21 protein-coding genes are annotated in these 21,681 nt (G+C 57.0%); 19 read left to right on the plus strand and 2 right to left on the minus strand.

All coding sequences use genetic code 11. The features are described from left to right. Nucleotides 1-30 precede the first annotated feature (30 nt). Together tkt and tal are read right to left on the minus strand one after the other, a co-directional pair. Complete coding sequence (gene tkt, locus J4613_RS16745) at nucleotides 31-2,031, minus strand: transketolase (RefSeq protein WP_000087325.1); 2,001 nt, start codon at nucleotides 2,029-2,031, stop codon at nucleotides 31-33. A 19-nt stretch (nucleotides 2,032-2,050) separates the two neighbouring features. Beyond that, complete coding sequence (gene tal, locus J4613_RS16750; protein WP_001072435.1) at nucleotides 2,051-3,001, minus strand: transaldolase; 951 nt, start codon at nucleotides 2,999-3,001, stop codon at nucleotides 2,051-2,053. 271 nt (nucleotides 3,002-3,272) lie between these two features. Here tal and maeB point away from each other — a divergent pair, with 271 nt between their 5' ends. From maeB to J4613_RS16845, 19 genes are all read left to right on the plus strand, one after another. Then, a complete protein-coding gene (gene maeB / locus J4613_RS16755) occupies nucleotides 3,273-5,552 on the plus strand; it encodes an NADP-dependent oxaloacetate-decarboxylating malate dehydrogenase (RefSeq protein ID WP_000344299.1) in 2,280 nt (759 codons plus the stop codon). A 417-nt stretch (nucleotides 5,553-5,969) separates the two neighbouring features. Then, nucleotides 5,970-6,305 (plus strand): ethanolamine utilization microcompartment protein EutS, encoded by a 336-nt coding sequence (gene eutS, locus J4613_RS16760; protein WP_001031445.1) that lies wholly within the window; start codon nucleotides 5,970-5,972, stop codon nucleotides 6,303-6,305. A 12-nt stretch (nucleotides 6,306-6,317) separates the two neighbouring features. Then, nucleotides 6,318-6,797 carry an ethanolamine utilization acetate kinase EutP gene (gene eutP / locus J4613_RS16765; RefSeq protein WP_000820751.1) on the plus strand — a complete coding sequence of 160 codons (480 nt, stop codon included), beginning with the start codon at nucleotides 6,318-6,320 and terminating at the stop codon, nucleotides 6,795-6,797. Further along, entirely contained in the window at nucleotides 6,775-7,464 is a 690-nt protein-coding gene (gene eutQ, locus J4613_RS16770; protein WP_000733867.1) for an ethanolamine utilization acetate kinase EutQ, read from the plus strand. The genes eutP and eutQ overlap by 23 nt, the downstream gene beginning before the upstream one ends. Next, complete coding sequence (eutT, locus tag J4613_RS16775; RefSeq protein WP_111742270.1) at nucleotides 7,461-8,264, plus strand: ethanolamine utilization cob(I)yrinic acid a,c-diamide adenosyltransferase EutT; 804 nt, start codon at nucleotides 7,461-7,463, stop codon at nucleotides 8,262-8,264. The genes eutQ and eutT overlap by 4 nt, the downstream gene beginning before the upstream one ends. Then, the gene (gene pta, locus J4613_RS16780; protein ID WP_023200853.1) at nucleotides 8,261-9,277 is read left to right on the plus strand and encodes a phosphate acetyltransferase; all 1,017 of its coding nucleotides are present in this window, start codon (nucleotides 8,261-8,263) and stop codon (nucleotides 9,275-9,277) included. The genes eutT and pta overlap by 4 nt, the downstream gene beginning before the upstream one ends. Before the next feature lie 40 nt (nucleotides 9,278-9,317). Continuing rightward, nucleotides 9,318-9,608: an ethanolamine utilization microcompartment protein EutM gene (eutM, locus tag J4613_RS16785; RefSeq protein ID WP_000387716.1), complete on the plus strand. Its 291-nt coding sequence runs from the start codon at nucleotides 9,318-9,320 to the stop codon at nucleotides 9,606-9,608. 112 nt (nucleotides 9,609-9,720) lie between these two features. Next, the gene (gene eutN / locus J4613_RS16790; RefSeq protein WP_001522340.1) at nucleotides 9,721-10,008 is read left to right on the plus strand and encodes an ethanolamine utilization microcompartment protein EutN; all 288 of its coding nucleotides are present in this window, start codon (nucleotides 9,721-9,723) and stop codon (nucleotides 10,006-10,008) included. 11 nt (nucleotides 10,009-10,019) lie between these two features. After that, the gene (locus J4613_RS16795) at nucleotides 10,020-11,423 is read left to right on the plus strand and encodes an aldehyde dehydrogenase family protein (protein WP_023239930.1); all 1,404 of its coding nucleotides are present in this window, start codon (nucleotides 10,020-10,022) and stop codon (nucleotides 11,421-11,423) included. Nucleotides 11,424-11,433: 10 nt separating this feature from the next. After that, on the plus strand, nucleotides 11,434-12,273 hold the full coding sequence (gene eutJ, locus J4613_RS16800; RefSeq protein ID WP_000929675.1) for an ethanolamine utilization protein EutJ: 840 nt from the start codon (nucleotides 11,434-11,436) through the stop codon (nucleotides 12,271-12,273). Continuing rightward, nucleotides 12,263-13,450 carry an ethanolamine utilization ethanol dehydrogenase EutG gene (eutG, locus tag J4613_RS16805; protein ID WP_001147501.1) on the plus strand — a complete coding sequence of 396 codons (1,188 nt, stop codon included), beginning with the start codon at nucleotides 12,263-12,265 and terminating at the stop codon, nucleotides 13,448-13,450. The genes eutJ and eutG overlap by 11 nt, the downstream gene beginning before the upstream one ends. 119 nt (nucleotides 13,451-13,569) lie before the next feature. Continuing rightward, complete coding sequence (gene eutH / locus J4613_RS16810; RefSeq protein ID WP_000512359.1) at nucleotides 13,570-14,796, plus strand: ethanolamine utilization protein EutH; 1,227 nt, start codon at nucleotides 13,570-13,572, stop codon at nucleotides 14,794-14,796. After that, nucleotides 14,793-16,196, plus strand: coding sequence for an ethanolamine ammonia-lyase reactivating factor EutA (gene eutA / locus J4613_RS16815; protein WP_001097536.1), 1,404 nt, complete (start codon nucleotides 14,793-14,795; stop codon nucleotides 16,194-16,196). Before eutH ends, eutA begins: the two co-directional genes overlap by 4 nt. 11 nt (nucleotides 16,197-16,207) lie before the next feature. After that, nucleotides 16,208-17,569, plus strand: coding sequence for an ethanolamine ammonia-lyase subunit alpha (eutB, locus tag J4613_RS16820; protein ID WP_000769990.1), 1,362 nt, complete (start codon nucleotides 16,208-16,210; stop codon nucleotides 17,567-17,569). Nucleotides 17,570-17,587: 18 nt separating this feature from the next. Beyond that, on the plus strand, nucleotides 17,588-18,484 hold the full coding sequence (eutC, locus tag J4613_RS16825; protein WP_000372354.1) for an ethanolamine ammonia-lyase subunit EutC: 897 nt from the start codon (nucleotides 17,588-17,590) through the stop codon (nucleotides 18,482-18,484). Between the two features lie 9 nt (nucleotides 18,485-18,493). Then, nucleotides 18,494-19,153, plus strand: coding sequence for an ethanolamine utilization microcompartment protein EutL (eutL, locus tag J4613_RS16830; protein ID WP_001111056.1), 660 nt, complete (start codon nucleotides 18,494-18,496; stop codon nucleotides 19,151-19,153). 12 nt (nucleotides 19,154-19,165) lie between these two features. After that, complete coding sequence (gene eutK, locus J4613_RS16835; RefSeq protein WP_000606266.1) at nucleotides 19,166-19,660, plus strand: ethanolamine utilization microcompartment protein EutK; 495 nt, start codon at nucleotides 19,166-19,168, stop codon at nucleotides 19,658-19,660. A gap of 47 nt (nucleotides 19,661-19,707) precedes the next feature. After that, nucleotides 19,708-20,760 carry an HTH-type transcriptional regulator EutR gene (gene eutR, locus J4613_RS16840; RefSeq protein ID WP_000753665.1) on the plus strand — a complete coding sequence of 351 codons (1,053 nt, stop codon included), beginning with the start codon at nucleotides 19,708-19,710 and terminating at the stop codon, nucleotides 20,758-20,760. Between the two features lie 178 nt (nucleotides 20,761-20,938). Beyond that, on the plus strand, nucleotides 20,939-21,637 hold the full coding sequence (locus J4613_RS16845; RefSeq protein ID WP_001172085.1) for a hypothetical protein: 699 nt from the start codon (nucleotides 20,939-20,941) through the stop codon (nucleotides 21,635-21,637). Nucleotides 21,638-21,681: the final 44 nt, after the last annotated feature.

Consider the following 21,681-nt stretch of genomic DNA (forward strand, 5'->3'; position numbering starts at 1 on the left):
TGTGCAAAGTCTGTGTTGCTAACGCTCGCCTTAGCCTTTGATGTTTAGCACCCGGCGGGCTTTTTCTACAATATTTTCCACGGTAAAGCCAAAATACGGGAACAGTTTGTCAGCCGGGGCGGATTCACCGTATCCCGTCATGCCGATAATTGCGCCTTTTAGGCCAACATATTTATACCAGTAGTCGGCTATACCGGCTTCCACCGCGACGCGGGCGGTCACGTGCGCCGGTAGCACTGATTCGCGATATGCCTCGTCCTGCGCATCGAAAATATCCGTTGAAGGCAACGACACCACGCGAACGTTATGCCCCTCGCCAGTCAATTTTTCCGCCGCCTGTAGGGTAATTTCCATTTCCGATCCGGTAGCGATCAGAATGATATCCGGCTTGCCGCCGCTATCTTTCAGAATATAACCGCCGCGGGCAATCGCTTTCACCTGTTCCGGCGTGCGTTCCACCTGCGCCAGATTCTGCCGCGAGAGAATCAACGCCGTCGGCCCGTGGTGACGTTCAATGGCCAGCTTCCAGCCGACCGCCGCCTCAACCTGATCGCAGGGACGCCAGGTGCTGAAGTTTGGCGTTAAGCGCAGGCTCGCCAGTTGTTCCACGGCCTGGTGCGTCGGGCCATCTTCGCCCAAACCGATGGAGTCGTGGGTATAGACCATAATCTGCCGGGCTTTCATTAAGGCCGCCATACGTGCCGCGTTACGCGCATATTCGACAAACATCAGAAACGTGGCGGTATACGGTACAAAGCCGCCGTGGTGGGCGATGCCGTTGGCAATGGCGGTCATGCCGAATTCGCGCACGCCATAGTGGATGTAATTACCTGCCGGATCCTCTTTCAACGAGGTCGAACCTTTCCAGATAGTCAGGTTGCTCGGCGCCAGATCCGCCGATCCGCCCAACAGTTCCGGCAACAGGGGACCATAGGCATTGAGCGTATTTTGCGATGCTTTACGGGTGGCGATTTTGGCCGGATTAGCCTGCAAGTCGTTAATAAATTTTTGCGTGGCGGATTCCCATGCCTCCGGCAGTCCGCCGCTCATCCGGCGGGTAAACTCTGCGGCCAGCTCAGGATAAGCCTTCTCATAAGCAGCAAACTTTTCCTGCCACTGCTGCTGCGCTTTCTCGCCTTTTTCACGGCCATCCCACGCGCGGTAAATCTCTTTTGGGATCTCAAACGCCGGATGGTGCCATCCCAGCTTCTGGCGGGTCAGCGCCACCTCTTCTTCGCCCAGCGCCGCGCCGTGCGACTCCTCCTTCCCGGCTTTATTCGGCGAGCCAAAACCTATCACCGTCCGACAGATAATTAGCGAAGGTTTATCTTTTACGCTCTGGGCTTCGAGAATGGCTTTTTTCACCGCTTCCGGATCGTGCCCGTCAATGTCATGCACGACATGCCAGTGGTAGGCTTCAAAACGTTTGGCGGTATCGTCGGTAAACCAGCCTTCGGTTTCGCCATCAATGGAGATGCCGTTGTGATCGTAAAAGCCGATCAGTTTGCCCAGTCCCAGCGTACCAGCCAGCGAACACACCTCATGCGAGATCCCCTCCATCAGACAGCCGTCGCCCATAAAGACATAGGTGTAGTGGTCGACAATCTCATGGTCCGGCCGGTTGAACTGTGCGCCTAACGTACGCTCGGCAATCGCCAGCCCGACGGCATTCGCCAGCCCCTGGCCCAGCGGTCCGGTGGTGGTTTCAACGCCGGGCGTATAGCCAATCTCCGGGTGACCTGGCGTTTTAGAGTGCAGTTGACGGAAGTTTTTTAACTCCTCCAGCGGCAGGTCATAACCGGTTAAATGCAGCAGACTATAGAGCAGCATGGAGGCGTGACCGTTGGAAAGGATAAAACGATCACGGTCATACCAGGTCGGATCGGTGGGGTTATGTTTAAGAAAATCGTTCCATAGCACTTCAGCGATATCCGCCATCCCCATCGGCGCGCCGGGGTGCCCGGAATTGGCTTTTTGAACGGCATCCATGCTCAGCGCACGAATCGCATTGGCAAGGTCTTTACGGGACATAAATCACTCCATGCAAGGTTTATAGTTTGGCGGCAAGCAGGTCTTCCAGTTTGCGCTGGTCAATGGCAAAAAGACGGATACCTTCCGACAGCTTCTCTACGGCCATCGCGTCCTGATTATGTTCCCAGCGGAACTCCGCTTCCGTCATTGGCGTAGGGCGGTGGAACATCTGCGAGGAAGGCACCAGTTTACGGATCACCGGTTCTTCTTTTTCTTTCAGCTCTTTAAGCAGGTTAGGGGAGATAGTCAGTCGATCGCAGCCGGTTAGCGCGAGGATTTGCTCAGTACGGCGGAAACTTGCCCCCATCACGATGGTTTCATAGCGATGTTGTTTAAAGTAATCGTAGATATTGCGTACCGATTTCACGCCGGGATCTTCCTCCACGACATACGGCTCCAGTGGACTACGCGCCTGATACCAGTCGTAAATTCGGCCCACGAACGGAGAGATTAAATAGACGCCCGCTTCGGCGCAGGCGCGCGCCTGGGCAAAAGAGAACAACAACGTCAGGTTGCAATTAATGCCTTCTTTTTCGAGCTGTTCGGCGGCGCGAATACCTTCCCAGGTCGCGGCGAGCTTGATCAGAATGCGTGATTTATCAACATCCTGCTGCTGGTAGAGATCCACCAGATGGCGTGCTTTCTCGATACTTTTTTCTTTATCGAACGATAACCGCGCGTCGACTTCAGTGGAGACGCGACCGGGAATACTTTTCAGTATTTCCGCGCCAAAATTAACCGCCAGTTTATCGCTGGCTGCCGCAACCTGCTGTTCCTGCGTACCGCCGTGTTTTTTTCCCCAGGCAATCGCATCCTCAATCAAATGACCATACTGCTCAAGCCCGGCGGCTTTCAGCAGTAAAGAGGGATTTGTCGTGGCATCCTGCGGCTGGTAGTGGCGGATGGACTCGATGTCGCCGCTGTCGGCGACGACGGTAGTGAATTGTTTGATGCCGTCTAGCTGGTTCATAGGAAATACTCCTTGAAAAGTAAAGTGTTAGATGAGTGTGTTGATTCACACTTCTGAAAGATTGATACACTACATAACCAAAAAGCATAGCAGACAGGCATGGTATTGCTGGTATAAGCAGGTAACATGACCGTTATAAGTTGATAACAAACTCTTGCGCTGCGTCGTGATAGTTTGCAGACCTTCAAAGTTTGTGTTGCGCAGTACGGTGATAATGTGCGGCGCACCAGGCCGCGTCACTTTTTGAACGATACGTGAAAGGAACAACAAGATGGATGAGCAGTTAAAACAAAGCGCCCTTGATTTCCACGAATTTCCGGTACCCGGTAAAATTCAGGTTTCTCCGACTAAGCCCCTTGCCACCCAACGCGATCTGGCGTTGGCTTACTCGCCAGGCGTGGCGGCGCCCTGCCTGGAAATCGAAAAAGATCCGCTGGCAGCCTACAAATACACCGCGCGTGGCAACCTTGTCGCGGTCATTTCCAACGGTACAGCGGTGCTGGGGTTAGGCAACATTGGCGCGCTGGCCGGCAAGCCGGTCATGGAAGGCAAAGGCGTTCTGTTTAAAAAATTCGCCGGCATCGATGTGTTTGACATTGAAGTCGATGAGCTTGATCCGGACAAATTTATCAATGTGGTCGCAGCGCTGGAGCCGACCTTTGGCGGCATTAACCTTGAAGACATTAAAGCGCCGGAATGTTTCTATATTGAGCAGAAACTGCGCGAGCGCATGAACATCCCGGTTTTCCATGACGATCAGCACGGAACGGCGATCATCAGTACGGCCGCCATTCTTAATGGCCTGCGAGTCGTAGAGAAAAATATTTCCGACGTACGGATGGTCGTCTCCGGCGCAGGGGCGGCGGCAATCGCTTGTATGAACCTGCTGGTCGCGTTGGGGATGCAAAAGCACAACATCGTGGTGTGCGACTCTAAGGGCGTTATTTACAAAGGCCGTGAGCCGAATATGGCGGAGACCAAAGCGGCCTATGCGGTAGACGACAGCGGCAAGCGCACGCTGGATGAGGTCATTGACGGCGCGGATATTTTCCTCGGCTGTTCAGGCCCGAAAGTGCTGACTCAGGAGATGGTGAAGAAAATGGCCCGCGCGCCAATGATTCTGGCGCTGGCCAACCCGGAACCGGAAATTCTGCCGCCGCTGGCGAAAGAAGTGCGTCCGGACGCCATCATCTGTACCGGTCGTTCCGACTATCCGAACCAGGTGAACAACGTATTGTGCTTCCCGTTTATCTTCCGCGGCGCACTGGACGTCGGCGCGACGGCGATCAACGAAGAGATGAAACTGGCGGCGGTCCGTGCGATTGCCGAGCTGGCGCACGCCGAACAGAGCGAAGTGGTGGCCTCGGCCTATGGCGATCAGGACCTGAGCTTTGGGCCGGAATACATTATTCCGAAACCGTTTGACCCGCGTCTGATTGTCAAAATCGCTCCGGCGGTCGCGAAAGCGGCAATGGATTCCGGCGTGGCGACGCGCCCGATTGCTGACTTTGATGCCTATATCGATAAACTGACCGAGTTTGTCTACAAAACCAACCTGTTCATGAAGCCGATCTTCTCGCAGGCACGCAAAGATCCGAAGCGTGTAGTGCTGCCGGAAGGGGAAGAGGCGCGCGTGCTGCACGCAACCCAGGAGTTGATAACCCTGGGGCTGGCGAAGCCCATCCTGATCGGACGTCCGAGCGTGATCGAAATGCGTATCCAGAAACTGGGGCTACAGATCAAAGCGGGCGTTGATTTCGAGATCGTGAATAATGAATCCGATCCGCGCTTCAAAGAGTACTGGAGCGAGTATTACCAGATCATGAAGCGTCGCGGGGTAACTCAGGAACAGGCGCAGCGTGCGATGATCGGCAACCATACGGCCATTGGCGCGATCATGGTGCAGCGTGGGGAAGCGGATGCGATGATCTGCGGCACCATCGGCGACTACCATGAGCATTTCAGCGTCGTGAAAGCCGTCTTTGGCTACCGTGACGGCGTGCATACGGCAGGGGCGATGAACGCCTTACTGCTGCCAAGCGGCAACACTTTTATCGCCGATACTTATGTTAACGAAGATCCCACGCCGGAACAGTTGGCGGAGATCGCCGTAATGGCGGCGGAAACCGTTCGCCGCTTTGGTATTGAGCCGAAAGTCGCGCTGTTGTCGCACTCTAACTTTGGTTCCTCAAATTCGCTGTCCGCCAGCAAAATGCGCGAAACCCTTGAGCGGGTACGCGAACGAGCGCCCGATCTGATGATTGACGGTGAGATGCACGGTGATGCGGCGTTGGTGGAAAGTATTCGTAATGACCGGATGCCGGATAGCCCGCTGAAGGGAGCCGCCAATATTCTGGTGATGCCGAATATGGAAGCCGCCCGCATTAGTTACAACTTACTCCGCGTCTCCAGTTCCGAAGGCGTCACGGTCGGCCCGGTCCTGATGGGCGTGTCTAAACCGGTACATGTATTAACGCCGATCGCCTCTGTACGTCGTATCGTGAATATGGTGGCGTTAGCGGTAGTTGAAGCGCAAACCACGCCGCTTTAATAACGCATTACTCTCTCTTCTGGCGCAGGTTCTCCTGCGCTTTTTTTATGCGCCGCTGGGCTTCGCCATGGCATGAAAGGCTCGGGTGGGGATATTCTGGAACCTGTTGCGCTTACCCCTACTTATTTCACTGAATCTGTACTATGCACAAATCGAGTGATACGCATTATTTTTATCAATGGTAGTAATACAAAGAATAGTCGGTAAGTATTTATTGCGGAACAAGCTTAAATTCAGAATGACGCCTGAAAATGTGATGCACCACGATATTTATCGTTAACACCTTCGACAGAAGTCACTTTTATTTTCTTCCTCTTAGTGATCTACCTCACCTTTTACATCACCTTGCCGAATTTTGTTATTTACTCCGACAAAAAATTGCCACGATGACGGCAGTTTCAGTGGAGACGGTGAGCAATGAATAAAGAACGCATTATTCAGGAATTTGTGCCGGGCAAACAGGTCACTCTGGCGCATCTCATTGCGCACCCTGGTGAAGAACTGGCGAAAAAGATCGGCGTTCCCGATGCTGGCGCGATTGGCATTATGACCTTAACGCCGGGGGAAACGGCGATGATCGCTGGCGATTTAGCGATGAAGGCTGCGGATGTACACATCGGTTTTCTCGATAGATTTAGCGGCGCGCTGGTGATTTATGGCACCGTCGGCGCAGTAGAAGAAGCGCTATTACAGACGGTCAGCGGGCTGGGGCGATTATTAAACTTTACCCTGTGTGAGTTAACAAAAAGTTAATTGGTGGCGGTAATGAAACGTATTGCTTTTGTCGGCGCGGTCGGTGCCGGAAAAACAACGCTTTTTAACGCGTTACGGGGAAATTATTCCCTCGCCAGAAAAACGCAGGCCGTGGAATTTAATGATCATGGCGATATCGATACGCCGGGTGAATATTTTAGCCATCCCCGTTGGTATCACGCCTTAATTACCACGTTGCAGGATGTGGACACGCTGATTTATGTCCACGCGGCAAACGATAAAGAAAGTCGCTTACCTGCCGGGTTATTGGATGTTGGAACCCGTAAACGACATATCGCCGTTATCAGCAAAACGGACATGCCGGATGCCGACGTCGCCGCTACGCGGCAGTTGCTTTGCGAGATTGGGTTCCGGGAGCCGATTTTCGAGCTCAACGGCCACGACCCGCAAAGCGTGCGGCAGTTGGTGGATTATCTGGCGGCTCTCAGTGAACAGGAGGAAGAGGCAGGTGAAAAAACTTATCACAGCTAACGATATTCGTGCGGCCCACGCCCGCGGCGAACAGGCGATGTCGGTAGTGCTGCGCGCCAGCATTATTACCCCGGAGGCTCGCGAAGTAGCGGAACTACTGGGCTTCACGATTACCGAATGCGACGAGTCCGTTCCGGCATCCACATCGGCGCAGGCGTGTAAAAGCGAAAGCCAGCGCATTCGGGAAGCCATCATCGCGCAGCTCCCGGAAGGGCAGTTTACTGAAAGCCTGGTGGCGCAGTTGATGGAAAAAGTGCTGAAGGAAAAGCAGTCGCTGGAACTGGGGACGATGCAGCCGAGCTTTACCTCCGTCACGGGTAAAGGCGGCGTGAAAGTCATTGACGGCAGCAGTGTGAAATTTGGCCGCTTCGACGGCGCCGAACCGCACTGCGTCGGCTTAACCGATCTGGTTACAGAGCAGGACGGCAGCAGCATGGCCGCCGGGTTTATGCAGTGGGACAACGCCTTTTTCCCGTGGACGCTGAACTACGACGAAATCGACATGGTGCTGGAGGGCGAACTGCATGTACGCCATGAAGGCGAAACTATGATTGCCAAAGCCGGAGATGTCATGTTCATCCCTAAAGGCTCCAGCATTGAATTTGGCACGCCAACGTCCGTGCGCTTTCTGTACGTCGCCTGGCCTGCGAACTGGCAATCCGTATGAACGATTTCATCACCGAAACGTGGCTCAGAGCGAATCATACGCTCAGCGAAGGATCGGAGATCCATCTGTCCGCTGATGCACGACTGACGCCCTCGGCCCGGGAACTGCTGGAAAGTCGCCGCCTGCGCATTAAGTTTCTGGATCAGCAAGGTCGGCTGTTTGTCGATGATGACGAACAGCAGCCGCAGCCGGTACATGGCTTAACCAGTAGCGATACGCACCCACAGGCCTGCTGTGAACTGTGCCGCCAGCCGGTGGTGAAAAAGCCCGATACGCTGACCCATCTGACGGCGGACAAAATGGTCGCCAAAAGCGACCCGCGCCTCGGCTTTCGCGCCGCGCTCGACAGCGCCATCGCGCTGACCGTGTGGCTACAAATCGAACTGGCGGAACCCTGGCAGCCGTGGCTTTTCGATATCCGCTCGCGGCTGGGCAACATTATGCGCGCCGACGCTATAGATGAACCGCTGGCGGCGCAGTCTATCGTCGGACTGAACGAGGATGAGCTGCATCGCCTTTCCCACCAGCCGCTGCGCTATCTCGACCACGATCACCTGGTGCCGGAGGCCAGTCACGGTCGCGATGCGGCGCTGCTTAATCTGCTGCGAACCAAAGTCCGCGAAACGGAAACCCTCGCCGCACAAGTGTTTATTACCCGTAGTTTTGAGGTCTTGCGCCCGGACATTTTACAGGCGCTGAACCGTCTCTCCAGCACGGTTTACGTGATGATGATTTTGAGCGTGGCGAAACATCCGCTGACGGTCGCCCAAATTCAACAACGGTTGGGAGAGAAGCCATGATCATTGAACGCGCCCGCGAACTGGCGGTACGCGCCCCCGCCAGAGTCGTCTTTCCTGATGCGCTGGACGAACGCGTGCTGAAAGCGGCGCATTACCTGCAACAGTACGGTCTGGCTCGCCCCGTTCTGGTCGCCAGTCCGTTTGCGCTGCGTCAGTTTGCCCTGAGTCATCGTATGGCGATGGATGGCATTCAGGTCATCGACCCACACAGCAACCTGAGTATGCGCCAGCGTTTTGCGCAACGCTGGCTTGCCCGCGCCGGAGAAAAAACGCCGCCAGACGCAGTGGAAAAGCTTAGCGACCCGCTGATGTTCGCTGCCGCCATGGTGAGCGCCGGTGAGGCAGATGTGTGTATCGCAGGCAACCTGTCGTCAACGGCGAACGTGTTGCGCGCAGGGCTGCGGGTGATTGGCCTGCAACCCGGGTGCAAAACATTGTCGTCTATTTTCCTGATGCTGCCGCAGTATGCCGGTCCGGCATTAGGGTTCGCCGATTGCAGCGTAGTGCCGCAGCCGACGGCGGCGCAGCTGGCGGATATCGCTATCGCCAGCGCCGGCACCTGGCGGGCCATTACCGGCGAAGAGCCGCGCGTGGCGATGCTGTCATTTTCAAGCAACGGCAGCGCCCGTCACCCCAATGTCGCCAACGTGCAGCAGGCGACAGAGCTCGTTCGCGAACGTGCGCCGCAACTGCTTGTGGACGGTGAATTGCAGTTTGACGCCGCTTTCGTCCCGGAGGTCGCCGCGCAAAAAGCGCCTGACAGCCCGCTGCAAGGCCGCGCCAACGTGATGATTTTCCCGTCGCTGGAGGCGGGCAATATTGGCTACAAAATCGCTCAGCGTCTGGGAGGCTATCGCGCTGTTGGGCCGCTAATTCAGGGGCTTGCCGCGCCGCTTCACGACCTCTCCCGAGGCTGTAGCGTGCAGGAAATTATCGAACTGGCGTTGGTGGCAGCCGTGCCGCGCCAGGCTGACGTGAGCCGCGAACGCAGCTTACACACACTGGTTGAATGAACGGTCCCGTTCTGGACCCCTTTAATGAGAGGAAAACACGATGGAAGCATTAGGAATGATTGAAACCCGGGGCCTGGTTGCGCTGATTGAGGCCTCAGATGCGATGGTAAAAGCCGCACGCGTGAAGCTGGTCGGCGTGAAGCAGATTGGCGGTGGCCTGTGTACGGCTATGGTGCGTGGCGACGTGGCGGCGTGCAAAGCCGCAACCGATGCTGGCGCCGCTGCGGCGCAGCGCATTGGCGAGCTGGTCTCTGTACACGTGATTCCACGCCCGCACGGCGATCTGGAAGAAGTGTTCCCGATCAGCTTCAAAGGCGACAGCAACATTTGATGGTAGGCCGGATAAGACGCGCAGCGTCGCCATCCGGCATGAATGCGCGCCATTGCCTGATGGTGCGCAGATTCAAGGCCTACGACCCAACGGGCAATCCATGGAGGCGGATATGAAACTGGCAGTCGTCACAGGACAAATCGTATGTACCGTCCGCCATCAGGGACTGGCGCATGACAAATTGCTGATGGTGGAAATGATCGATGCCCAGGGCAACCCCGACGGGCAGTGTGCCGTCGCTATCGACAGTATCGGGGCGGGAACCGGAGAGTGGGTACTGCTGGTCAGCGGCAGTTCCGCGCGCCAGGCGCATCGCAGCGAATTATCACCGGTCGATCTGTGCGTCATTGGCATCGTCGATGAAGTGGTGGCTGGCGGGAAAGTGGTTTTCCATAAATAGGACTGAACATCATGAATCAACAGGATATTGAACAGGTGGTGAAAGCGGTACTGCTGAAAATGAAAGACAGCAGCCAGCCGGCCAGCACTGTTCATGAGATGGGCGTTTTTGCCTCCCTGGATGACGCAGTGGCGGCAGCAAAACGTGCCCAGCAGGGGCTGAAGAGCGTGGCGATGCGCCAGCTTGCTATTCATGCCATTCGCGAGGCGGGCGAAAAACACGCCCGAGAATTAGCGGAGCTTGCCGTCAGCGAAACCGGCATGGGACGCGTTGACGATAAATTTGCTAAAAACGTGGCGCAGGCGCGCGGCACGCCGGGCGTCGAGTGTTTATCTCCGCAGGTGCTGACCGGCGATAACGGCCTGACGCTGATTGAAAATGCGCCGTGGGGCGTGGTGGCCTCGGTCACGCCGTCCACCAATCCGGCGGCGACGGTGATTAATAACGCCATCAGCCTGATTGCCGCAGGCAACAGCGTCGTGTTTGCCCCGCATCCGGCGGCGAAAAAGGTCTCTCAGCGGGCAATCACCCTCCTCAATCAGGCGGTGGTCGCCGCCGGCGGCCCGGAAAATCTGCTGGTCACCGTGGCGAACCCGGATATCGAAACCGCCCAGCGGCTGTTCAAATATCCCGGTATTGGCCTGCTGGTGGTGACTGGCGGCGAAGCGGTGGTGGACGCGGCGCGCAAACATACTAATAAACGCCTGATCGCCGCCGGTGCCGGTAATCCCCCGGTGGTGGTGGATGAGACCGCCGACCTGCCGCGCGCTGCACAATCCATCGTCAAAGGCGCATCGTTTGATAACAACATCATCTGTGCTGACGAAAAAGTGCTGATTGTGGTGGATAGCGTCGCAGACGAGCTGATGCGTCTGATGGAAGGTCAGCACGCGGTGAAACTGACCGCCGCTCAGGCCGAACAGCTCCAGCCGGTGCTGCTGAAGAATATCGATGAACGTGGTAAAGGCACCGTCAGCCGTGACTGGGTCGGTCGTGACGCGGGCAAGATCGCCGCAGCCATCGGCCTGAACATCCCGGATCAAACGCGCCTGCTATTTGTGGAAACGCCAGCTAACCATCCGTTTGCCGTCACTGAAATGATGATGCCGGTACTGCCGGTGGTACGGGTCGCCAACGTCGAAGAAGCCATCGCCCTGGCGGTTCAGCTTGAAGGCGGTTGCCACCATACGGCGGCGATGCACTCGCGCAATATCGACAACATGAACCAGATGGCGAACGCCATCGACACCAGCATTTTCGTCAAAAACGGGCCGTGCATTGCCGGGCTTGGATTGGGCGGAGAAGGCTGGACCACCATGACTATCACCACGCCAACTGGCGAAGGGGTGACCAGCGCGCGTACCTTTGTGCGGCTGCGTCGATGCGTGCTGGTGGATGCGTTTCGCATTGTATAAGGGATGACTCATGGCGCACGACGAACAACTCTGGCTCACTCCAAGACTGCAAAAAGCGGCGGCCCTGTGTAACCAGACGCCCGCCGCCAGCGACACACCACTGTGGCTGGGCGTCGATTTGGGCACCTGCGACGTGGTGTCGATGGTGGTCGACGGCAACGCCCAGCCGGTGGCGGTGTGCCTTGACTGGGCCGACGTTGTGCGTGACGGCATCGTCTGGGATTTCTTCGGCGCCGTCACCCTCGTGCGCCGTCATCTCGACACCCTTGAACAGCAGCTTGGCTGCCGCTTTACCCACGCGGCGACCTCGTTCCCGCCGGGCACCGACCCGCGTATTTCGATCAACGTGCTGGAGTCTGCTGGGTTAGAAGTCAGCCACGTACTGGATGAACCGACGGCGGTGGCGGATCTGCTGGCACTTGATAATGCAGGCGTGGTGGATATTGGCGGCGGCACTACCGGCATTGCCATCGTCAAACAGGGCAAGGTGACTTACTCCGCCGATGAAGCCACTGGCGGGCACCATATCTCCCTGACGCTGGCGGGCAACCGCCGTATTCCCCTGGAAGAGGCGGAACAGTACAAGCGCAGCAATGCCCAGGAGATTTGGCCGGTAGTGAAGCCGGTGTACGAAAAAATGGCGGAAATCGTTGCTCGCCACATTGAAGGGCAAGGAATTGCTGATTTATGGCTGGCGGGCGGCTCCTGTATGCAGCCGGGCGTGGAGGCGTTATTTCGCCAGCGTTTCCCGGAGTTACAGGTGCATTTGCCGCAGCACAGCCTGTTTATGACCCCGCTGGCGATAGCCAACAGCGGGAGAGCGAAAGCGGAGGGACTCTATGCAAGCTGAACTACAGACGGCGCTATTTCAGGCATTCGACACCCTGAATCTGCAACGGGTGAAAACGTTCAGCGTACCGCCGGTCACGCTGTGCGGACTTGGGGCGCTCGGCGCCTGCGGCCAGGAAGCGCAAGCGCGAGGCGTAAGCCATCTGTTTGTGATGGTCGACAGCTTCCTGCATCAGGCGGGAATGACCGCGCCGCTGGCACGCAGCCTGGCGATGAAAGGCGTGGCGATGACAGTCTGGCCGTGTCCGCCTGGCGAGCCGTGCATCACCGACGTTTGCGCGGCGGTGGCGCAACTGCGTGAGGCGGCGTGCGACGGCGTAGTGGCCTTTGGCGGCGGTTCGGTGCTGGACGCGGCGAAAGCGGTCGCCCTGCTGGTGACTAACCCTGACCAGACGCTGAGCGCCATGACCGAGCACAGTACATTACGCCCGCGTCTGCCGCTGATTGCGGTGCCGACCACCGCCGGAACCGGTTCTGAAACCACCAACGTGACGGTGATTATCGACGCGGTCAGCGGGCGCAAGCAGGTACTGGCACACGCGTCACTAATGCCGGACGTGGCGATTCTTGATGCTGCCGTGACCGAAGGCGTTCCGCCAAACGTGACGGCGATGACCGGTATCGATGCGTTGACGCATGCGATTGAGGCCTACAGCGCGCTCAACGCCACGCCGTTTACCGACAGCCTGGCGATTGGCGCGATAGCGATGATTGGCAAATCGCTGCCGAAAGCCGTGGGTTACGGCCACGATCTGGCGGCGCGTGAAAATATGTTGTTGGCCTCCTGTATGGCGGGAATGGCCTTTTCCAGCGCCGGTCTGGGGCTGTGTCATGCGATGGCGCACCAGCCAGGTGCTGCGTTGCACATTCCGCACGGACAGGCCAACGCCATGCTGCTGCCGACGGTAATGGGCTTTAACCGGATGGTTTGCCGCGAGCGCTTCAGTCAAATCGGTCGGGCGTTAACCAATAAGAAATCGGACGATCGCGATGCGATTGCGGCGGTGAGCGAGCTGATTGCCGAAGTGGGGCAGAGCAAACGGCTGGCTGACGCTGGCGCCAAACCCGAACACTACAGCGCGTGGGCGCAAGCCGCGCTGGAGGATATTTGTCTGCGCAGTAACCCACGCACCGCCACACAGGCACAGATTATCGACCTGTACGCGGCTGCCGGGTAATGCCTGTAGGCCGGATAAGGTGCTCGCACCGCCATCCGGCAATAACACGGCGTTAATGCCGGAGGCGACGTAAACGTCTTATCCGGCCTACAAATCATAAATGGCAGGGAGTAAGGGCTATGGGAATTAACGAAATCATCATGTACATCATGATGTTCTTTATGCTGATTGCCGCCGTGGACAGAATCCTGTCGCAGTTCGGCGGGTCGGCGCGCTTCCTCGGTAAATTTGGCAAGAGTATTGAGGGGTCTGGCGGCCAGTTTGAAGAGGGCTTTATGGCGATGGGCGCGTTGGGACTGGCGATGGTCGGTATGACCGCGCTGGCGCCGGTGCTGGCGCATGTACTGGGGCCGGTTATTATCCCGGTATACGAAATGCTGGGCGCGAACCCATCCATGTTCGCGGGTACGCTGCTGGCCTGTGATATGGGCGGATTCTTCCTCGCCAAAGAGCTGGCCGGCGGTGATGTCGCGGCGTGGCTATACTCAGGGTTAATACTTGGGTCGATGATGGGGCCGACCATTGTGTTCTCCATTCCGGTGGCGCTCGGCATTATCGAACCGTCTGACCGCCGCTACCTGGCGCTTGGCGTACTCGCGGGTATCGTCACCATTCCCATTGGCTGCATTGCGGGGGGACTGATCGCCATGTACTCAGGCGTGCAGATCAATGGTCAGCCAGTGGAGTTTACCTTCGCGCTGATCCTGATGAACATGATCCCGGTATTGATCGTCGCGGTGCTGGTAGCGCTGGGGCTGAAGTTCATCCCGGAAAAAATGATCAACGGTTTCCAGATTTTCGCCAAATTTCTGGTGGCGCTGATCACCATCGGTCTGGCGGCTGCGGTGGTTAAATTCCTGTTGGGTTGGGAGTTGATTCCGGGACTCGACCCGATCTTTATGGCGCCAGGCGACAAACCCGGCGAAGTGATGCGCGCCATTGAAGTGATCGGCTCTATCTCCTGCGTGCTGCTTGGCGCGTATCCGATGGTGCTGTTACTGACCCGCTGGTTTGAAAAACCGTTGATGAATGTCGGTAAACTGCTGAACGTAAATAATATTGCGGCGGCAGGCATGGTAGCGACCCTGGCGAACAATATCCCCATGTTCGGCATGATGAAGCAGATGGATACCCGCGGCAAAGTGATTAACTGCGCATTTGCCGTCTCTGCGGCGTTCGCGCTGGGCGACCATTTAGGCTTCGCCGCTGCCAACATGAACGCCATGATTTTCCCGATGATCGTCGGCAAGCTGATCGGCGGCGTGACGGCGATTGGCGTGGCGATGATGCTGGTGCCGAAAGACGACGCCGCCCAGGTGAAAACCGAAGCGGAGGCGCAATCGTGAACACTCGCCAGCTACTGAGCGTCGGTATCGATATCGGCACCACCACCACGCAGGTGATCTTCTCGCGCCTGGAGTTGGTTAACCGTGCGGCGGTGTCGCAGGTGCCGCGCTACGAATTCATCAAACGCGACATTAGCTGGCAAAGCCCGGTCTTCTTTACGCCCGTGGATAAGCAGGGCGGTCTGAAAGAGGTAGAACTTAAAGCGCTGATTCTGGCCCAGTATCAGGCCGCAGGCATCGCGCCTGAATCGGTGGACTCAGGGGCTATCATTATCACCGGCGAAAGCGCCAAAACCCGCAACGCCCGTCCGGCGGTCATGGCGCTCTCGCAGTCGCTGGGCGACTTTGTGGTCGCCAGCGCCGGGCCGCATCTGGAATCGGTCATTGCCGGTTACGGCGCCGGAGCGCAAAGCTTGTCTGAGCAGCGGATGTGCCGGGTGCTGAATATTGATATCGGCGGCGGCACGTCTAACTACGCGCTGTTTGACGCGGGAAAAGTCAGCGGCACCGCCTGCCTTAACGTCGGTGGTCGCCTGCTGGAAACCGACGCTCAGGGGCGCGTGGTTTATGCCCATCAGCCGGGGCAGATGATTATCGATGAGGTGTTCGGTTCGGGTACTGATGCTCGCGCCTTAGCTGCCGCACAGTTGGGGCAGGTGGCGCGGCGGATGGCGGATCTCATCGTCGAGGTTATCACTGGCGCGCTCTCGCCGCTGGCGCAATCGCTGATGCAAACCGGGCTGCTGCCCGCCGATATTACGCCGGAGGTGATCACCCTTTCCGGTGGGGTAGGTGAATGCTACCGCAACCAACCTGCCGATCCGTTCTGCTTTTCTGATATCGGGCCGCTGCTGGCGACCGCGCTGCATGAGCACCCGCGTCTGCGCGAGATGAACGTGCAGTTTCCGGCGCAAACCGTACGCGCCACGGTCATCGGCGCGGGGGCCCATACGCTGTCGCTTTCCGGCAGTACTATCTGGCTGGAAGACGTCCAACTGCCGCTGCGCAACCTGCCGGTGGCGATCCCGCAGGATGACGCCGATCTGGTGAACGCCTGGCGGCAGGCGCTTCTCCAGCTTGATCTCGACCCGCAAACCGACGCTTACGTGCTGGCGCTTCCCGCCACGCTCCCGGTGCGTTACGCCGCATTACTCACGGTCATCAACGCGCTGACGGCTTTTGTCGCGCGTTATCCCAATCCACATCCCCTGCTGGTGGTGGCCGAGCAGGATTTTGGTAAAGCGCTGGGCATGTTATTGCGCCCACAGTTACCGCAACTTCCGCTGGCGGTCATCGATGAGGTGGTCGTGCGGGCGGGAGACTATATCGACATTGGTACGCCTCTTTTTGGCGGATCGGTTGTGCCGGTGACGGTGAAATCACTCGCATTTCCTTCCTGAGGGAACGACTTATGAAACTAAAGACCACATTGTTCGGCAATGTTTATCAGTTTAAGGATGTAAAAGAGGTACTGGCTAAAGCCAACGAACTGCGTTCGGGGGATGTGCTGGCCGGGGTTGCCGCGGCAAGTTCGCAGGAGCGCGTAGCGGCAAAACAGGTACTGTCGGAAATGACGGTGGCGGATATCCGCAACAATCCGGTGATTGCCTATGAAGAGGACTGCGTGACGCGCCTGATTCAGGACGACGTCAACGAAACGGCCTATAACCGGATTAAAAACTGGAGCATCAGCGAACTGCGTGAATACGTGCTGAGCGATGAAACCTCCGTGGACGACATCGCGTTTACCCGCAAAGGCCTGACCTCCGAAGTGGTGGCGGCAGTAGCGAAAATCTGCTCCAACGCTGACCTGATCTACGGCGGCAAGAAAATGCCGGTGATCAAAAAAGCCAATACCACCATCGGTATTCCGGGCACCTTTAGCTGCCGTTTGCAGCCGAACGATACCCGTGACGATGTGCAGAGTATCGCCGCGCAAATCTACGAAGGGCTTTCTTTCGGCGCAGGCGATGCGGTGATCGGCGTTAACCCGGTGACCGATGACGTGGAGAACCTGACCCGTGTGCTCGACACCGTTTACGGCGTTATCGATAAATTCAATATTCCGACCCAGGGCTGCGTGCTGGCGCATGTCACCACCCAGATTGAAGCGATTCGTCGCGGCGCGCCGGGCGGACTGATTTTCCAGAGCATTTGCGGCAGCGAGAAGGGCTTAAAAGAGTTCGGCGTCGAGCTGGCTATGCTCGACGAAGCGCGGGCTGTGGGGGCGGAGTTCAACCGCATCGCCGGGGAAAACTGCCTGTACTTTGAAACAGGACAGGGCTCGGCGCTGTCGGCTGGCGCGAACTTTGGTGCCGACCAGGTGACGATGGAAGCGCGTAACTACGGGCTGGCTCGCCACTACGATCCGTTCCTGGTGAACACCGTGGTGGGCTTTATCGGGCCGGAGTATCTCTACAACGACAGGCAGATTATCCGCGCGGGTCTCGAAGATCACTTTATGGGCAAGCTGAGCGGCATCTCGATGGGCTGCGACTGCTGCTATACCAACCATGCCGACGCCGACCAGAACCTTAACGAAAACCTGATGATTCTGCTCGCCACTGCCGGTTGTAACTACATCATGGGGATGCCGCTCGGCGACGACATCATGCTCAACTACCAGACCACCGCTTTCCACGATACCGCCACCGTCCGTCAGTTGCTGAATTTACGACCGTCGCCGGAGTTTGAACGCTGGCTGGAAACGATGGGCATTATGGCAAATGGTCGTCTGACCAAACGGGCGGGCGATCCGTCACTGTTCTTCTGATGACGCGGGGATAACACCATGGATCAAAAACAGATTGAAGAAATTGTACGTAGCGTGATGGCGTCAATGGGACAGGACGTACCGCAGCCCGTCGCGCCGTCAACGCAGGAAGGCGCAAAGCCGCAGTGCGCCGCGCCGACGGTGACCGAAAGCTGCGCGCTGGATTTAGGTTCCGCAGAGGCAAAAGCCTGGATTGGCGTCGAGAACCCACATCGTGCGGACGTGTTGACCGAACTGCGTCGCAGTACTGCGGCACGCGTCTGTACAGGGCGTGCCGGGCCGCGTCCACGTACCCAGGCGCTGTTGCGCTTCCTGGCGGATCACTCCCGTTCGAAAGACACCGTGCTCAAAGAAGTGCCGGAAGAGTGGGTCAAAGCGCAAGGGCTGCTGGAAGTACGTTCGGAGATCAGCGACAAAAACCTGTACCTGACGCGCCCGGATATGGGGCGTCGCCTGAGCCCGGAAGCCATTGACGCGCTGAAGTCGCAGTGCGTGATGAACCCGGATGTGCAGGTAGTGGTCTCCGATGGCCTCTCTACGGATGCGATCACCGCCAACTATGAAGAGATTCTGCCGCCGCTGCTTGCCGGTCTGAAGCAGGCCGGGCTGAACGTCGGCACGCCGTTCTTTGTGCGCTATGGCCGCGTGAAGATTGAAGATCAGATTGGCGAAATTCTCGGCGCGAAGGTCGTCATCCTGCTGGTGGGCGAACGTCCGGGGCTGGGGCAGTCGGAAAGCCTCTCCTGCTACGCGGTCTATTCCCCGCGCGTGGCGACCACCGTCGAGGCCGACAGAACCTGTATTTCAAACATTCATCAGGGGGGGACGCCGCCAGTAGAAGCTGCCGCCGTGATTGTGGATTTGGCCAAACGGATGCTGGAGCAGAAAGCGTCCGGCATCAACATGACCCGTTAAGGAGACATCATGCCTGCATTAGATTTGATTCGACCTTCAGTGACTGCCATGCGCGTGATTGCCTCCGTGAATGACGGCTTTGCGCGGGAACTTAAATTACCGCCACATATACGTAGCCTCGGACTCATCACGGCAGATTCTGATGATGTGACCTATATTGCCGCTGATGAAGCGACAAAACAGGCGATGGTGGAAGTGGTCTATGGCCGCTCCCTCTATGCCGGGGCGGCTCACGGGCCATCGCCTACCGCCGGTGAGGTGTTGATTATGCTGGGCGGCCCGAACCCGGCGGAAGTGCGCGCCGGTCTGGATGCGATGGTCGCCAGTATTGAAAACGGCGCGGCGTTCCAGTGGGCGAACGATGCGGAAAATACCGCATTCCTGGCGCATGTGGTTTCGCGTACCGGCTCGTACCTCTCGTCTACCGCAGGTATTGCGCTGGGCGATCCAATGGCCTACCTGGTGGCGCCGCCGCTGGAAGCGACATTCGGCATTGACGCGGCGATGAAATCCGCTGACGTTCAGCTGGTGACTTACGTGCCGCCGCCGTCGGAAACCAACTATTCGGCCGCGTTCTTAACGGGAAGCCAGGCCGCGTGTAAAGCCGCCTGCAACGCCTTTACCGACGCCGTGCTGGATATCGCCCGTAACCCTGTCCAGCGTGCGTAACGGAGGCTGCCAATGATCAATGCCCTGGGATTACTGGAAGTGGACGGAATGGTCGCCGCCGTCGATGCGGCGGATGCCATGCTGAAAGCGGCCAACGTGCGTTTGCTCAGTCATCAAGTGCTCGACCCTGGCAGGCTAACGCTGGTGGTGGAGGGCGATCTGGCGGCGTGTCGTGCGGCGCTGGATGCCGGAAGCGCCGCCGCGCAGCGCACAGGCCGTGTGATTAGCCGCAAAGAAATTGGTCGCCCGGAAGAGGACACCCAGTGGCTGATTGGCGGGTTTGCGCGTGCGACAACGCCGACTGAGAAAGCGCCCCAGGTACCCGCAACGCCTGAGTTCGCTGAAGCGTTACTGGCGCTGCTGGCATCAGTACGCCAGGGAATGACGGCGGGAGAGGTTGCCGCGCATTTTGGCTGGCCGCTGGAGCAGGCCAGAAACGTGCTGGAACAACTCTTTTCTGACGGAGCGTTGCGTAAACGCAGTAGTCGCTATCGCATCAAAAATTAATCTGTCGGAGGGCCGGGCGTCCTGGCGGGCGTCCGGCATAGAAGATCATGAAAAAGACCCGTACAGCGAATTTGCACCATCTTTATCATGAAGCGTTACCCGAAGACGTTAAACTTACGCCCAGAGTCGAGGTGGACAATGTTCATCAGCGACGGACGACGGATGTCTATGAACATGCTCTGACTATCACCGCCTGGCAGCAGATCTACGATCAGTTACACCCGGGTAAATTTCATGGCGAGTTCACGGAAATCCTGCTTGATGAGATTCAGGTGTTCCGTGAATACACCGGCCTGGCGCTGCGTCAGTCGTGTCTGGTTTGGCCAAACTCTTTCTGGTTTGGTATTCCGGCGACGCGCGGCGAACAGGGATTTATCGGCGCGCAGGGGCTCGGCAGCGCCGAGATTGCCACCCGACCGGGAGGCACCGAGTTTGAACTGAGCACGCCGGATGATTACACCATTCTGGGCGTCGTTATCTCGGAAGATGTTATTTCCCGTCAGGCCACGTTTTTGCATAACCCGGAAAGGGTGCTGCATATGCTACGTAACCAGTTAGCGCTGGAGGTAAAAGAGCAGCATAAAGCGGCGCTGTGGGGCTTTGTGCAGCAGGCGCTGGCCACCTTTAGCGAGAGTCCTGAAACCCTGCATCAACCTGCGGTGCGTAAGGTCTTGAGTGATAATTTATTGCTGGCGATGGGCACGATGCTGGAAGAGGCGAAGCCGATTCATAGCGCCGAGAGCATCAGCCATCAGGGATATCGTAGGCTACTGTCGCGGGCGCGGGAATATGTGCTGGAAAATATGTCGGAGCCGCTGACGGTGCTCGACTTATGTAACCAGCTACACGTAAGCCGTCGCACGCTGCAAAATGCGTTTCACGCCATTTTGGGCATTGGCCCCAATGCGTGGCTGAAACGTATTCGCTTAAACGCAGTACGCCGGGAACTGATTAGCCCGTGGTCGCAGAGCGCCACGGTCAAAGATGCCGCGATGCAGTGGGGATTCTGGCATCTGGGGCAATTTGCCACCGATTATCAGCAATTATTTGCCGAAAAACCGTCGTTGACGCTGCATCAACGGATGCGGCAATGGGCTTGATGGCATTCTTGTGCCGGATGCGACGCTTTGCGTCTTATCCGGCCTACGGGGCGGTGCCGTTGTGGTTGTAGGCCTGATAAGCGTAGCGCTATCAGGCTTTTTTCTGATTTTTCATGCGACGTTACTCTGTGTTGTGTCCAGTTGATAAGATCTTCTTTTTTAATATGGACATTTAAGTATGCAAAAACGACTGCTATTTCTCGGCCTTCTCTTGGTCAACCTGCCCGTTTTGGCACAAGACGAAATTCCAACCGCTTTAACGTCATATTACCAACCTTCTTTGGATGAATTGCAAAGCCGTATATGGTTGAGAAAAGATCAACCCGATCTGCAATACTCTGCTTGTCTGGATAAACAGGTATCAACTGAGCAGCGGATTGTTGTGATGTGTGGTTATCTTACCGGAGCATCGGAGCCTGATACCGCCCCATTTGATATCTGGTATCTGAACGGGGACGCCATAACCGCACGTATAACGACGGAAGGTTATGGTCGTATGGGAACATCTGGTGGTGCGAAAGCGGTAAAAATTGGCGACAGGTGGGGCGTGGTGCTGAAGTCCAGTTATATGATGCAGGGCTTTGAACAAACCTTTCAGCAGTTTTATGTTGCGCAAGGGAAGAATATTCAACTGATTGCCAGTCTGCCAACTTATTCCAGTAGTGAAGATTTCGGTGCCGAAAAGGAAGGTTATTCGATAGATAAGCTGGATACTCAGGTGGCATTTGCACAGAAATATACTGGCACCTATCCGAATATGCTTTTACATGCCACCGGAGTATTAGAGGGCGAGAAAATCGATAAGCAGTGGTCGGTGCCGTTTGACTCAAAAACTAATAAGTATCTTATCCCGGAAGAGATTGATATTGGTTATTGATGCCATGCTGTTTTGTAGGCCTGATAAGCGTGGCGCTATAAGGC

Origin of the sequence: Salmonella sp. 32020114201800008SM (assembly GCF_017572025.1) — a bacterium.
In the GTDB taxonomy this organism is placed as follows: domain Bacteria; phylum Pseudomonadota; class Gammaproteobacteria; order Enterobacterales; family Enterobacteriaceae; genus Salmonella; species Salmonella enterica.